The organism is Paraburkholderia sp. BR10141 (assembly GCF_056155635.1).
In genome coordinates this window covers 48451-61047 of sequence record NZ_JBMIQH010000043.1, presented here as the reverse complement: position 1 = coordinate 61047, position 12597 = coordinate 48451, and the positions used below count along the sequence as shown (strand labels likewise).

The following is a 12597-nucleotide window of genomic DNA, read 5'->3' as shown; positions in this document are numbered from 1 at the left end:
GTGCTGATCGGACTCACCGTGATCGGCTACATGGCCGTCATGCTCATCGTCACGCTGTTCGTGTCGATCCTGTTCGTCCTCACGCGCTGGTACAAGGATTCCGAAATGGTCGTGTGGCTCTCCTCCGGGGTGAGCCTCACGCGCCTGATCAAACCGGTCGCCACCTTTGCCGCGCCGATCATCCTGCTCATCGTGTTCTTCGCGTTCATCGGCTGGCCGTGGTCGAATGCGCAAAGCAAGCTGATTCGCGCGCGCTTCCAGCAGCGCGATGAAGTGTCGCTGCTCGCGCCCGGCCAGTTCCGCGAATCGCCCACCACGCACCGCGTGTTCTTCATCGAGAGCATGAGCCCCGACCAGGGCCGCGTGGAGAACGTGTTCGTCACGAGCACGGAAAACGGCAAGGTGAGCGTCATCGTCTCGAAGACGGGCCACACCGAGACCATGAAGGGCGGCGACCGTTTCGTCGTGCTCGAAAACGGCCGCCGCTACGACGGCGAGCCCGGCCACCCGGACTTTCGCATCAGCGAATTTCAGCGTTACGGCGTGAAGATCACGAGCCAGCCGCTCGTGAACACACCCTCGGCGAGCACCACGTCCACGCCGGGCCTTCTGCGCCACCCGACCAACGACAACCTGGGCGAACTCGCCTGGCGCGCCGGCCTGCCGCTCATCGCGATCAACCTGATGCTGCTCGGCATTCCGCTCGCCTACCAGAACCCGCGCCGCAGCCGCACGATCAATCTCGTGATGGCGGTGCTGATCTACCTCACCTATTCGAACCTGCTCAACGTCGTGCAGTCGCAGATCGAGCAAGGCAAGATGCCCTTCGGCGTCGGTCTCGTCCTGCTGCACGCCGTGGTGCTCGCGCTCGTCGTGTTCATCTTCTGGATACGCGTGCGCAACCGGCCGCTCTTTACACGTGCGATGTTCCGGCGCGCCTCTCCTGGCAACTGAGAGGGAAACTGACCGATGCGCATCTACGAAAAATACTTCGCTCGCCAGGTCTACCTGACGTTCATCTTCATCCTGTTCGCCTTCTCCGGCCTGTTCTTCTTCTTCGACCTCATCAACGAGCTGAACTCGGTCGGCCACGGCAACTACAAATTTCAGTACGCGGTGCTGCGCGTGGCGCTCCAGGCGCCCTCGCGGCTCTACGAGATCATCCCGGTCGCGGCGCTCATTGCCGCGATCTACGTGTTCGCGCAAATGGCCGCGAACTCCGAATACACGATCTTTCGTGTGTCGGGTCTCGCCACCAACCAGGCGCTGCGCTCGCTGCTCAAGATCGGCGTGCCGCTCGTGCTGCTCACCTACCTGATCGGCGAAGTGGTCGGCCCTTACACCGACCAGCTCTCCGAGCGCGTGCGTCTCGAGGCGTTGGGCTCGGCCGTGTCGAGCAACTTCCAGTCGGGTGTGTGGGTGAAGGACACGCTCTCCGCACGCGCCGACGGCGAACAGGTCACGCGCTTCGTGAACGTCGGCGAACTGCTGCCCGATGCGACCATCACGAACGTGCGCATCTACGAATTCGACTCGCAGTTCCGGCTCTCGAACGTGCGCCTCGCGAAGAGCGGCACGTTCCAGCCGCCGGGCCACTGGCTGCTCAAGGACGTGACCGATACGCAACTGATCGGCGTGCCGCCGCCGCAGAACCAGCCGGTCGACGCGCTCAATCCGGTCTATCGCGCCGAGCAGACTTCGGCGCCCGAATACTCGCTGCGCTCGGAGCTCACGCCGAACATTCTCTCGGTGCTGCTCGTTTCGCCCGACCGCATGTCGATGTTCAACCTGTTCCGCTACATCCAGCATCTGACCGAGAACCATCAGGACGCGCAGCGCTACCAGATCGCGTTCTGGCGCAAGCTGCTCTACCCGTTCGCCGTGTTCGTGATGCTCGTACTCTCGCTGCCGTTCGCGTATCTGCATACGCGCGCCGGCGTGGTGGGCATGAAGGTGTTCGGCGGGATCATGCTCGGCATGAGCTTCCAGCTCGTCAACACGCTGTTCTCGCACGTGGGTACACTGAACACCTGGCCCGCGCCGCTCACGGCAGCGACACCGGGGCTCATCTATCTCGCGGTCGGGCTGATCGGGCTCAAATGGGTCGACCGGCATTGATGCCGGTAGCGTTCAGCCGATAGTTCGGCCGCTAATTCGCACAGGCTCGCAAGCATGGGCACGCAGGGCATGATTCTCTTCGGCCACGGCGCGCGCGACGCGCGCTGGCAGGAGCCGTTCCAGCGGCTCGCCGCGAAGCTTTCCGCCACGCGCGGCGATGCGGGTCCGGTCGGCCTCGCCTTTCTCGAACTCATGACGCCGAGCCTGCCGGATGCGATCGCCGGCCAGGTCGCGGCAGGCTGTGACACGATCACGGTCGTGCCCGTGTTCTTTGGTCAGGGCGGCCACGTGCGCCGCGATCTGCCCGCGCTGATCGCGCAATGTCAGAGCGAGCATCCGGATGTGCGCCTGCGTTGTGCCGGCGCCGTCGGCGAGGACGATGCGGTGCTCGATGCGATCGTGCGGTACTGCATCGAAAACGACCGCGACTAGAACCGGGCACGCATAAAAAAACGGGCTCGCTTTTCAGCGAGCCCGTTTTGCTTTGCTGCCCTCTTTCGCGTGGCGCTTAAGCCGCTGCGCGACGGCCTCGATGGTCGTCCTGCGCTTCGTCCTCGCGTTGCGCCTGCCCCGAGCGTTCGGCGAACGCATCGCCGATCATGAGCAGGCTCGGCTGCGCCGGGTCGAGCCAGTCCTGCGCCTCGCCCGCTGCGAGGCTCGCCAGCGTCAGCGTCAGCGTGCGCTCGCGTGCCGTGCTGCAGGCTTCGACGATCGCCACCGGCGTGGCGCCCGCGCGGCCCGCCTCGATCAGCTGGCGCGCGATCTCGGGAGCGCTGTCGCGGCCCATGTAGAACACGAGCGAATCGGCGTTGACCTGCTCGCGAATCTCCTCGCTGCCCGCCGCGCGCGAATACGTGGCAAGCGCCACGCTGCGCGCCACACCGCGCAGCGTGAGCGAGCGTTGCAGCGTCGCCGCGCTCGCCAGCGCCGCCGTAATGCCCGGCACGACTTCGAACGCGATGCCGGCCGCTTCGAGCGCGCGCATTTCCTCGTCGGCACGGCCGAACAGCATCGGATCGCCGCCCTTCAGGCGCACGACCACGGCGTGCTCGCGCGCCGCATCGACGAGTTGCTTGTTGATGAAGTGCTGCGCCGTGGAGCGCTGCCCGCAGCGCTTGCCGACCGCGATGAACTTCGCGCTTGGCGGCGCGTACTCGAGCATGGCCGGCTCGACGAGCGCGTCGTGCAGCACGACGTCGGCGCTCGCGAGCAGGCGTGCGCCGCGCACCGTGATGAGGTCCGCTGCGCCCGGTCCCGCGCCGATCAGATATACCTTGCCCATATGCTTCCAATCCATTGTTGCGGCCGCGCGCGGCCGCAATCTCGCGCAGCGCCTTACGCCGAGTACGCGCGGATCATGCCCGCGGCCACCGTGTGATGCGTCGCTTCGTCGATCAGCACGAATGCGCCGGTGCCAGGATTCGCATCATACAGGTCGCAGACGAGCGGCTTCTGCAGCGAGAGCGCCACGCGGCCGATATCGTTCATCGCGAGTTCGTGGCGGTCGGTCGCGTGCGACAGCGTATGCACGTCGAGCACCTGCTTGACCGCGCCGATCTTCGCGAACACCGTGCTCGTGGTCTGCTTGAGCAGGTACTTGCGCTGCGGCGAGAGCGGCTCGTCGTCGAACCAGCACAGGTCCGCTTCGAGCTTCTTCGCGGGTTGCGCGGCATCGGCCGCCGGCACGAAGGTGTCGCCGCGCGAAACGTCCACGTCTTCCGCGAGACGGATCGTGACGGTCTGGCCCGCGAATGCGCGATCGACCTGCGCCGTGCCGCCCGGCACCGGTGCGATGATTTCGGCCACCGTTGCGCTGCGGCCCGCCGGCAGCACCGAGATGGCGTCGCCGAGCTTCACTTCGCCCGCTTCGACACGGCCCATGTAGCCGCGGAAGTCGTCGGCGCTGGAACCGTCCTGGCGCGCGACCCACTGCACCGGGAAGCGCAGCGCTTCGCCCGTGGCCGGCGCGAGCGGCAGTTGTTCGAGGACGTCGAGGAGCGGCTCGCCGGCGTACCACGGCATACGCTCGCTGGCGGCGACGATGTTGTCGCCCTTGAGCGCCGACACCGGCACGAAACGCACGTCGGTGAGGCCGAGCTGGCGCGCGAGCACGACATAGGCTTCGCGGATCAGATTGAACGTCGCTTCGCTGTAGTCGACGAGATCCATCTTGTTGATCGCGACGATCACGTGCTGCAGGCCCAGCAGCTTGACGATGGCGCTGTGGCGCTTGGTTTGCGGCAGCAGTTGCGTCACGCCGTTCTCGACCGTCACGCGCGTCGGGTCGATCAGGATGATCGCGGCGTGCGCCGTCGAAGCGCCCGTGACCATGTTGCGCGTGTACTGCTCGTGGCCCGGCGTGTCGGCGATGATGAACTTGCGCTTGGCCGTGGCGAAATAGCGGTATGCCACGTCGATCGTGATGCCCTGCTCGCGCTCGGCCTCGAGGCCGTCGGTGAGCAGCGACAGGTCGATCTCGTCGCCCACCGTGCGCTTGTTCTTCGCACGCGACAGCGCCGAGAGCTGATCGCTCAGAACAGCCTTGCTGTCGTACAGCAGGCGGCCGATCAGCGTGCTCTTGCCGTCGTCCACGCTGCCCGCCGTGATGAAGCGCAGCACGCCGAGGTCTTCAGGTTGATGCGTCGTAACCATGTCTATTCTTTCCTCTGCGTGCTCTTTAGAAATAACCTTGCTTCTTGCGCTGTTCCATCGCGGCTTCCGACGCCTGGTCGTCCATGCGCGTCGCACCGCGTTCCGTGATCTCGGTCACGGCCGTTTCGGCGATGATCTTCTCGACGTTGTCGGCATCGCTCGCCACCGGGCACGTGCAGCTGATGTCGCCCACGGTGCGAAAACGCACCTGCGCCATTTCGCTGACCTCGCCTTCCTTCATCGGCGTGAGCGGCGTGACCGGCACGAGCAGGCCGTTGCGGCGCACGATCTCGCGCTGGTGCGCATAGTAGATCGACGGCAGTTCGAGCTTCTCGCGCTCGATGTATTGCCACACGTCGAGTTCGGTCCAGTTCGAGATGGGGAACACGCGCAGGTGCTCGCCCTTGTGCAGACGCGCGTTGTAGAGGCTCCAGAGTTCCGGGCGCTGCGCCTTCGGGTCCCACTGGCCGAATTCGTCGCGGAACGAGAAGATACGCTCCTTCGCGCGGGCCTTCTCTTCGTCGCGGCGCGCACCGCCGATCATCGCCGTGTAGCCATATTCTTCGATGGTTTCCAGCAGCGTGACCGCTTGCGCGGCGTTGCGCGAATCGGTTTCGCGGCGCAGGCGCACGGTGCCCTTCTTGATCGAATCTTCGACGTGACCGACCACGAGTTCCGCGCCGATTTCGGCTGCGCGGCGATCGCGGAAGTCGATCACTTCTTCGTAGTTGTGGCCCGTGTCGATGTGCACGAGCGGAAACGGCAGCGCGGTCTTGCGGTTCGCGCCGAGGCCGAACGCCTTCAATGCGAGCGCCAGCACGACGACCGAGTCCTTGCCGCCCGAGAACAGCAGCGCAGGCTTGCTGCATTCGGCGACGAGTTCACGCAGGATGTGGATCGACTCGGCTTCGAGCCAGTCGAGATGGTCCATGCGGTTCGCCGTGACCTGGAGCGGTGCGTTCACTGCTGAGTCGAGCGTGGTGCTCATGTTCGGATCCTTCCTTTGTTCGCACCCCTTTTGCTGGGCGCGCGGTACTCGGTATTCGACGTTCGCGCCGTCGTTTCGACAGCGCGACAAAATTCAATCTTAGTTCGCCTGGCCGATGGACGACACTTCGACGACCGGAATGGCCGACACGGACGTGATGTGCAAGCCACATTCCTTCGTGTCGCGCGACTCCCACCACCAGCGGCCCGCGCGGCTGTCTTCGCCGGGACGGATCGCACGGGTGCAGGGCTCGCAGCCGATGCTCGGATAGCCGCGGGCGTGCAGCGGGTTCACGGGCACGTCATTGGCGCGCAGGTAAGCCCAGACATCGGCTTCGGTCCAGTCCGCGAGCGGATTGAACTTGTCGATGTTGCGCGCTTCGTCGCGTTCTTCCTCGTGCAGCTCCGCACGCGTGACCGACTGCTCACGGCGCTGGCCCGTGACCCAGGCGGAAATGCCCGACAGCGCACGGTTCAGCGGTTCGACCTTGCGGATTTCGCAGCAGCGCTTGCGCAGATCGACGCTCTCGTAGAACGCATTCAGGCCGTGCTGGGCGACGTATTCGTCGACGGCATCCTGTTGCGGATGAAACTGCTCGATCTCGTAGCCGTAGCGCTCGCGCACCACGTCGATCATGCCGAGCGTTTCGGCGTGCAGGCGGCCCGTGTTCAGCGAGAAGACGCCGATTTTCACGCCGCGCGAAAGAATCGCGTGCGTGAGCAGCATGTCTTCGGCTGCGAGGCTGCTGGCCAGCTTCACGTCGGCGTGACGCGCCGCAATCGAATCGAGCAGCGCGTCGAGGCGCCCGATCTTCGCCTGCAGCTCAGCCGTGATTTCGTTCGCGACGGTGCTCATGCTGCCGAACCTTGTCGCGCTTGTTGGGCCAGACGGCGGCGGAACAGCGGCGACGGTTCGTCGAAGGCGCCCTGGTATTGCACCGTGAACTCGGTGAACGCCTTGAGCGCGTCGTGGATGTCCTTGTCGGCGCGCACGGCGAACGCATCGAAGCCGCAGCGCTCGTGAAAACGCAGCTGGTCGCGCAGCACGTCGCCGATCGCGCGCAGCTCGCCCTGGTAGCCATAGCGCTCGCGCAGCAGACGGCCGATCGAGAACCCGCGGCCATCGCGGAACACGGGGAAGTCCACGCCGATCAGCGCGAGCTTGTCGAAGTCGGCGGCGATATCGGCCGGTTCGCTGTCCGGCGCGAGCCACACGCCGAGTTCATCCTTGCCGCGCGAAGCGACCAGTGCATCGCGCTGCGCTTGCCAGTAAGCGAGCGGCACCAGCACCTTGCCCGCGGGCAGCGCGGCAACCTCGGGCAATGCGCCGTCTTCGGCCGCACGCACGACTTGCCAGTTGTCTTCAACGATCTCGCGTTTTTTGATGATCAATGCCATTGCTCGAATCTCGTAGTCTCGTTGCGTGCTTCAGTTGCGTCCATTAAGCGTGGGCCGGCTGGCGCGATGCGTACACGCGCTCCTTGAACGGCGCGAGGCCGATGCGGTCGTACGTATCGATGAAACGCTCGTCGTCGATGCGATGCTCGACAAACGTGTCGATCACCTTCTGCACCACGTCGGGCATCTCTTCCGCCGAGAACGACGGGCCGATCACGCGGCCAAGGCGTGCGCCGTTGGCGCCGTTGCCCTGCTCGCCGCCGAGCGTGACCTGATACCACTCCGAACCATCCTTGTCGACGCCCAGCACGCCGATGTTGCCGACGTGGTGGTGACCGCATGCGTTGATGCAGCCCGAGATGTTCAGCGACAGGTCGCCCAGGTCGTAGACGAAGTCGAGGTTGTCGAAGCGCTCCTGGATCGCCAGCGCGATGGGAATCGACTTCGCATTGGCGAGCGAGCAGAAGTCGCCGCCCGGGCACGCGATGATGTCGGTCAAGAGGCCGATGTTCGCGGTCGCGAAACCTTGCGCCTTGGCCTTTTCCCACAGCGCGAACAGATCGCGCTTCTTGACGTCGGCGAGGATCAGGTTCTGCTCGTGCGAGACGCGGATCTGGCCGAACGAGTATTCGTCGGCCCAACCGGCCACGGCTTCCATCTGCACGTCGGTGGCATCGCCCGGCGCGATGTTGCGCGGCTTGAGCGAGAGCGTGACCGACGCGTAGCCCGGCACGCGGTGCGGGCGCACGTTGCGCTCGACCCAGCGCGAGAAGGCGCGATTTTCCAGCAGATGCTTCTCGTACGACGTATCCGTGTCGGCGATCTTTTCATACGCCGGCGGCACGAAATACTGCGAGACGCGATCGAGTTCTTCCTGCGTGAGCGTCGAGGGGCCGTCCTTCAGGTGCTGCCACTCTTCTTCGACCTGCTCGGCGAACTTCGCTGGCGAGAGCGCCTTCACGAGGATCTTGATGCGCGCCTTGTACATGTTGTCGCGGCGGCCATAGCGGTTGTACACGCGCAGCACGGCTTCGCAGTAGGTCAGCAGGTGCTGCCACGGCAGGTCGCGCTTGATGATGCTGCCGACGATCGGCGTGCGGCCAAGACCGCCGCCCGCCAGGATGCTCGCGACGATTTCGCCCTGCTCGTTACGGTCGAGGTAGACGCCCAGATCGTGGATCTGCACGGCGGCGCGGTCTTCCTTCGAGCCCGACACGGCGATCTTGAACTTGCGCGGCAGCCACGCGAATTCGGGGTGGAACGTCGACCATTGGCGCAGGATTTCGGCCCACGGGCGCGGATCGACGATCTCGTCGGGGGCGACGCCCGCGAACTGGTCGGCGGTGATGTTGCGGATGCAATTGCCCGACGTCTGGATGCCGTGCATCTGCACCGACGCCAGCTTGCGCAGGATTTCCGGCGTTTCTTCGAGCTTGATCCAGTTGTACTGGATGTTCGAACGCGTCGAGAAGTGGCCGTAGCCGCGGTCGTGCTCGCGCGCGATCGTGCCGAGCATGCGGAGCTGGTCGCTGCGCAGATTGCCGTACGGAATCGCGATGCGGTGCATGTAGGCGTGGCGCTGATAGTACAGGCCGTTTTGCAGGCGCAGCGGACGGAACTCTTCTTCGCTCAATTCGCCCGACAGACGGCGGCGGACCTGGTCGCTGTATTGCGCGACGCGTTCGTCGACGATGGTCTGGTCGTACTGATCGTATTGGTACATTCGGGGACCCCAGGGTTTGGTTCAATCGCGGCGTTCCGGTTACGCCGCGCTCCGACTTCTCGACTTCGCTCTTTCCGCTCTGTCCTGCCTCTGACGAGGCGGCCGCGCCTTCGATCGCGCCGGTCATTTGCTAATGACCAAAACAGATATCCATATTGGAAAAGTTGGAGGAATGGTAATAAACTCGCCTTATATTTCAAACGACTCAAAAATCAGGTCGATATGCAAACAGGTTATAAGGATTATCTATGAACCTGCACCAGTTCCGCTTCGTCCGCGAGGCCGTACGCCAGAACTTCAACCTCACGGAAGCGGCCAAGGCACTGTATACAAGCCAGCCGGGCGTCTCGAAGGCGATCATCGAGCTGGAGGACGAGCTTGGGGTCGAAATCTTTACGCGCCACGGCAAGCGCGTGCGCTCGCTCACGGAGCCGGGCCGGATCATCCTCGCCTCGGTGGAGCGCATTCTGCAGGAAGTGGAGAGCCTCAAGCGCGTGGGCAAGGACTACGCGGCGCAGGACCAGGGCAACCTCACCATCGCCGCCACCCACACGCAGGCGCGCTACTCGCTGCCTGCCGCCATCGCCGAATTCAAGCGGCGCTTTCCGAAGGTGCACCTGTCGATCCTGCAAGGCAGCCCGACCCAGGTCGCGGAAATGGTGCTCCATGACCAGGCGGATCTGTGCATCGCGACCGAGGCCATCTCCGGCTACAAGGAACTGGTGTCGCTGCCCTGCTTCACGTGGCATCACGTGGCGGTGATGCTGCCAGACCACCCGCTGCTCGAGCGCAAGCCGCTTTCGCTCGACGATCTGGCCCAATATCCGCTGATCACCTACGACAATGCGTTCGCCGGGCGTACCAAGATCAACGACGCGTTCCGCCTGCGTGCGCTCTCGCCCGACATCGTGCTGGAAGCCATCGACGCCGACGTGATCAAGACCTACGTGGAACTGGGCCTTGGCGTCGGGATCATGGCCGACATCGCCTTCAACGCCGAACGCGACCGACATCTGCGCGCGGTGCCCGTGGGACACCTGTTCGGGAGCAACGTCACGCGCGTCGCGCTCAAGCAGGGCGCTTACCTGCGCAGCTATGTGTATACGCTCGTCGAACTGCTGTCGCCGAGCCTGAATCGCAAGCTCATCGAGCAGGCGCTCAAGGGCGAGCACGAGACTTACGAGCTGTAGCGTCGGGCGGCCGCGACCTCGGCCGCGCAGGAAGAAAAATCAGACAAAATCCGCATTACAACAACATCACTTCTCGCCTGGAGACTCAACGGATGAAGCTGTACCCGCTTTTGCGCCCGCTCGCCGCGGCTTGCGCCCTTGCCGCCGCCACGTTCGCTCCGGCTGCCCACGCCGACATCAAGGTCGGCATCGACCTCTCGAGCACGGGACCCGCTGCCGCCATCGGCATCACGAGCAAGAACGCCATGCTGATGTGGCCCGACACGATCGCGGGCCAGAAGGCCGACTACATCGTGCTCGACGACGGCTCGGACCCAGGCGCGGCCGTACGCAACATCCACAAGCTCATCAACGAAGATCACGTGGACGTGATTGTCGGGCCGAATATCACGCCGGCGGCGCTCGCGGCGCTCGACCCGGTGGCGGAAAGCAAGACGCCGATGATCACGCTGGTCGGCTCGGGCTCGGTGGTCGAGCCGCAGCAGGGCGCGCGCGTGTGGGCCTTCAAGATGGCGCAGACCGATGCCGCCATGGCCGACGTCATGACGCGCTACATGGCCGCGCATGGCGTGAAAAGCGTGGGCTTCATCGGTTTCGCGGACAGCTACGGCGACAGCTGGCTCAACGAATTCACGAAGTACGCGAAGGAACGCAACATCCAGATCGTGGCGACCGAGCGCTACAACCGTACCGACGCCAGCGTGACCGGCCAGATTCTCAAGCTGATGGCGGCCAGGCCGGACGCCATGCTGATCGCGGGCGCAGGCACGCCGACCGTGCTGCCGCAACGCACGTTGATCGAGCGCGGCTACAAGGGGCCGATCTACCAGACGCACGGCATCGCCACGCCTGAATTCATCAAGCTGGGCGGCAAGGACGTGGAAGGCACCCTGTTCCCGACCCAGCCCGTCGTGGTGGCGCGCACACTGCCGGCCGACCAGCCGGCGCAAAAGGCAGCGCTCGCCTTCGTCGACGCCTACGAGGCAAAGTACGGCCCGGGCACGGTCACGCAATTCGCAGGCGACGCGGCAGGCGTGTACCCGCGCCTGCAAGACGCGGTCGCGCGCGCCCTCAAGACCGCTCAGCCGGGCACCGAAGCGTTCCGTGTGGCGTTGCGCGGCGAGCTGGAGCACGCGCACGAAGTGGTCGTGCCCAACGGCATGGTGAACACGAGCCCGACGGACCACGTGGGCCTCGACCAGCGCGCGAGCGTGATGGGCACGGTCCGCGGGGGCAAGTTCGTGTATCTCGGGCAATAAGCCGAAGCGCTATGGCCGCGAGAGACGGCAAACCGCGACGCGAATGCGCGGCCGCCTGTCGCCGCTCATCCGAACCGTTCAAGGCAGCAGGCAAACGCGCTGATGGCGAAGAACCGTCAAGCCATCATCTCTCAGGATTCGCCTTGTATGCGCGGCGCGCTGTCTATCGAAACTTGTCGGCAACGCCAGGCAAGCCCTGTCCGGCGATTCAATCAACGAGCGGTTTACGCGGGCGATCCTGTGCGAAAATGCGGTCGTACGCCTGTTGTGCTAACATGACGTACATCTGAAGGAGAAATTCTCATGAGCACGACTACCCGTTCCGCCCGCCTGGGTTTGCGAGCCACGCCGCAGCAGGAGGCAGTACTGCGCCGCGCAGCCGAGATCGCGCACAAATCAATGACCGATTTCATTCTCGACAGTGCCTGCCAGGTTGCCGAACGAACCCTGCTCGACCAGCGTTTATTCCTCGTGACTGAAAGCCAATCGCAAGCGCTGCTCGACATGCTTGATCGGCCGGCTCAGGACAACGCGGGCTTGAAGGAGTTGTTCTCTCGAACGGCGCCTTGGGAAAACTGATGCCGCTGTCTCCGCCGCAAGCACTAGCCGCAAGCCATGTATTGGAAGACTTCGATTGTGGCAAGCCGGGCCTGAATGACTGGCTCCTGCGCCACGCACGCCAGGCTCAGGCGAGCGGTTCGGCCAAGACCTTCGTCGTCGCCGACGGTCAACGTCTCGCAGGGTTCTACAGCCTGGCTGTAGGGCAAATTGACACCCTGGAGGCGCCTGACCGGGTACGCAAAGGGATGGGAGCATATCCCGTTCCCGTTGTAATCCTGGCTCGGCTTGCGGTAACGATGCAGGACCATGGGCGTGGAATCGGGATCGGCATGCTACAAGACGCAATCCGGCGTACCGTTGCCATCTCCGAACAAGCCGGGGTTCGCGCGCTGCTGACACACCCGATCGATGCGGATGCAGAGCGCTTCTATCTGCGTTTCGGATTTGAAGCTTCGCCGGCGCAAGAAAAGCAATTGCTTCTGTTGCTCAAAGATGCTCGGCAATTGCTCATGCCCGCAGTATCAGGCAAACAGAAGTCGAGATAACCTCGCCATTAACTACTAACGTCTCGCTACAGCCCGCGTAACACGACTGCCCAGGCGCAAGCCTTGCCGGACAAACCTTCCGAACCAAACTCAACGCAGTCGCTCGGCACACCGAAAGGATTCTGTCGTCGGCACCGCCGAAACAGCGTAGCTGAGCGCTGCGG

13 protein-coding genes are annotated in these 12597 nt (G+C 64.3%); 7 read left to right on the top strand and 6 right to left on the bottom strand.

Annotated features, from left to right (window positions below; all coding sequences use genetic code 11):
• From lptF to ACOJB8_RS35920, 3 genes are all read left to right on the top strand, one after another.
• Positions 1 to 954, top strand: a 954-nt coding sequence (gene lptF / locus ACOJB8_RS35930) for an LPS export ABC transporter permease LptF (protein ID WP_475016919.1), incomplete at its 5' end; no start/stop codon positions are given.
• A gap of 15 nt (positions 955 to 969) precedes the next feature.
• On the top strand, positions 970 to 2118 hold the full coding sequence (lptG, locus tag ACOJB8_RS35925; RefSeq protein WP_069265461.1) for an LPS export ABC transporter permease LptG: 1149 nt from the start codon (positions 970 to 972) through the stop codon (positions 2116 to 2118).
• A gap of 54 nt (positions 2119 to 2172) precedes the next feature.
• Complete coding sequence (locus ACOJB8_RS35920; RefSeq protein WP_475016917.1) at positions 2173 to 2550, top strand: sirohydrochlorin chelatase; 378 nt, start codon at positions 2173 to 2175, stop codon at positions 2548 to 2550.
• A gap of 76 nt (positions 2551 to 2626) precedes the next feature.
• On the opposite strand, the gene cobA is transcribed toward ACOJB8_RS35920, so the two are convergent.
• The 6 genes from cobA to ACOJB8_RS35890 form a co-directional block, all read right to left on the bottom strand.
• A complete protein-coding gene (cobA, locus tag ACOJB8_RS35915; RefSeq protein WP_368616942.1) occupies positions 2627 to 3400 on the bottom strand; it encodes a uroporphyrinogen-III C-methyltransferase in 774 nt (257 codons plus the stop codon).
• Between the two features lie 53 nt (positions 3401 to 3453).
• Positions 3454 to 4770 (bottom strand): sulfate adenylyltransferase subunit 1, encoded by a 1317-nt coding sequence (locus ACOJB8_RS35910; protein WP_475016915.1) that lies wholly within the window; start codon positions 4768 to 4770, stop codon positions 3454 to 3456.
• Positions 4771 to 4795: 25 nt separating this feature from the next.
• Complete coding sequence (cysD, locus tag ACOJB8_RS35905) at positions 4796 to 5758, bottom strand: sulfate adenylyltransferase subunit CysD (protein WP_133181812.1); 963 nt, start codon at positions 5756 to 5758, stop codon at positions 4796 to 4798.
• 99 nt (positions 5759 to 5857) lie between these two features.
• Positions 5858 to 6613 (bottom strand): phosphoadenylyl-sulfate reductase, encoded by a 756-nt coding sequence (locus ACOJB8_RS35900; RefSeq protein ID WP_368603825.1) that lies wholly within the window; start codon positions 6611 to 6613, stop codon positions 5858 to 5860.
• Entirely contained in the window at positions 6610 to 7155 is a 546-nt protein-coding gene (locus tag ACOJB8_RS35895; protein ID WP_069265467.1) for a DUF934 domain-containing protein, read from the bottom strand. The genes ACOJB8_RS35900 and ACOJB8_RS35895 overlap by 4 nt, the downstream gene beginning before the upstream one ends.
• A 43-nt stretch (positions 7156 to 7198) precedes the next feature.
• The gene (locus ACOJB8_RS35890; RefSeq protein ID WP_368616939.1) at positions 7199 to 8878 is read right to left on the bottom strand and encodes a nitrite/sulfite reductase; all 1680 of its coding nucleotides are present in this window, start codon (positions 8876 to 8878) and stop codon (positions 7199 to 7201) included.
• A 248-nt stretch (positions 8879 to 9126) separates the two neighbouring features.
• Here ACOJB8_RS35890 and ACOJB8_RS35885 point away from each other — a divergent pair, with 248 nt between their 5' ends.
• From ACOJB8_RS35885 to ACOJB8_RS35870, 4 genes are all read left to right on the top strand, one after another.
• Positions 9127 to 10068, top strand: a complete 942-nt coding sequence (locus ACOJB8_RS35885) for a CysB family HTH-type transcriptional regulator (protein ID WP_028210583.1) — start codon at positions 9127 to 9129, stop codon at positions 10066 to 10068.
• 92 nt (positions 10069 to 10160) lie between these two features.
• Complete coding sequence (locus tag ACOJB8_RS35880) at positions 10161 to 11327, top strand: ABC transporter substrate-binding protein (RefSeq protein ID WP_368603828.1); 1167 nt, start codon at positions 10161 to 10163, stop codon at positions 11325 to 11327.
• A 303-nt stretch (positions 11328 to 11630) separates the two neighbouring features.
• Entirely contained in the window at positions 11631 to 11906 is a 276-nt protein-coding gene (locus tag ACOJB8_RS35875) for a type II toxin-antitoxin system TacA family antitoxin (protein WP_069265470.1), read from the top strand.
• Positions 11894 to 12433 carry a GNAT family N-acetyltransferase gene (locus tag ACOJB8_RS35870; RefSeq protein ID WP_256094755.1) on the top strand — a complete coding sequence of 180 codons (540 nt, stop codon included), beginning with the start codon at positions 11894 to 11896 and terminating at the stop codon, positions 12431 to 12433. The genes ACOJB8_RS35875 and ACOJB8_RS35870 overlap by 13 nt, the downstream gene beginning before the upstream one ends.
• Positions 12434 to 12597 lie beyond the last annotated feature (164 nt).

What these genes read in the sequence shown, in the direction of transcription:
- lptG (WP_069265461.1), top strand. Translation starts at nt 970, where the DNA reads ATGCGCATCTACGAAAAATACTTCGCTCGCCAGGTCTACCTGACGTTC.
- ACOJB8_RS35920 (WP_475016917.1), top strand. Translation starts at nt 2,173, where the DNA reads ATGGGCACGCAGGGCATGATTCTCTTCGGCCACGGCGCGCGCGACGCG.
- cobA (WP_368616942.1), bottom strand. Translation starts at nt 3,400, where the DNA reads ATGGGCAAGGTATATCTGATCGGCGCGGGACCGGGCGCAGCGGACCTC.
- ACOJB8_RS35910 (WP_475016915.1), bottom strand. Translation starts at nt 4,770, where the DNA reads ATGGTTACGACGCATCAACCTGAAGACCTCGGCGTGCTGCGCTTCATC.
- cysD (WP_133181812.1), bottom strand. Translation starts at nt 5,758, where the DNA reads ATGAGCACCACGCTCGACTCAGCAGTGAACGCACCGCTCCAGGTCACG.
- ACOJB8_RS35900 (WP_368603825.1), bottom strand. Translation starts at nt 6,613, where the DNA reads ATGAGCACCGTCGCGAACGAAATCACGGCTGAGCTGCAGGCGAAGATC.
- ACOJB8_RS35895 (WP_069265467.1), bottom strand. Translation starts at nt 7,155, where the DNA reads ATGGCATTGATCATCAAAAAACGCGAGATCGTTGAAGACAACTGGCAA.
- ACOJB8_RS35890 (WP_368616939.1), bottom strand. Translation starts at nt 8,878, where the DNA reads ATGTACCAATACGATCAGTACGACCAGACCATCGTCGACGAACGCGTC.
- ACOJB8_RS35885 (WP_028210583.1), top strand. Translation starts at nt 9,127, where the DNA reads ATGAACCTGCACCAGTTCCGCTTCGTCCGCGAGGCCGTACGCCAGAAC.
- ACOJB8_RS35880 (WP_368603828.1), top strand. Translation starts at nt 10,161, where the DNA reads ATGAAGCTGTACCCGCTTTTGCGCCCGCTCGCCGCGGCTTGCGCCCTT.
- ACOJB8_RS35875 (WP_069265470.1), top strand. Translation starts at nt 11,631, where the DNA reads ATGAGCACGACTACCCGTTCCGCCCGCCTGGGTTTGCGAGCCACGCCG.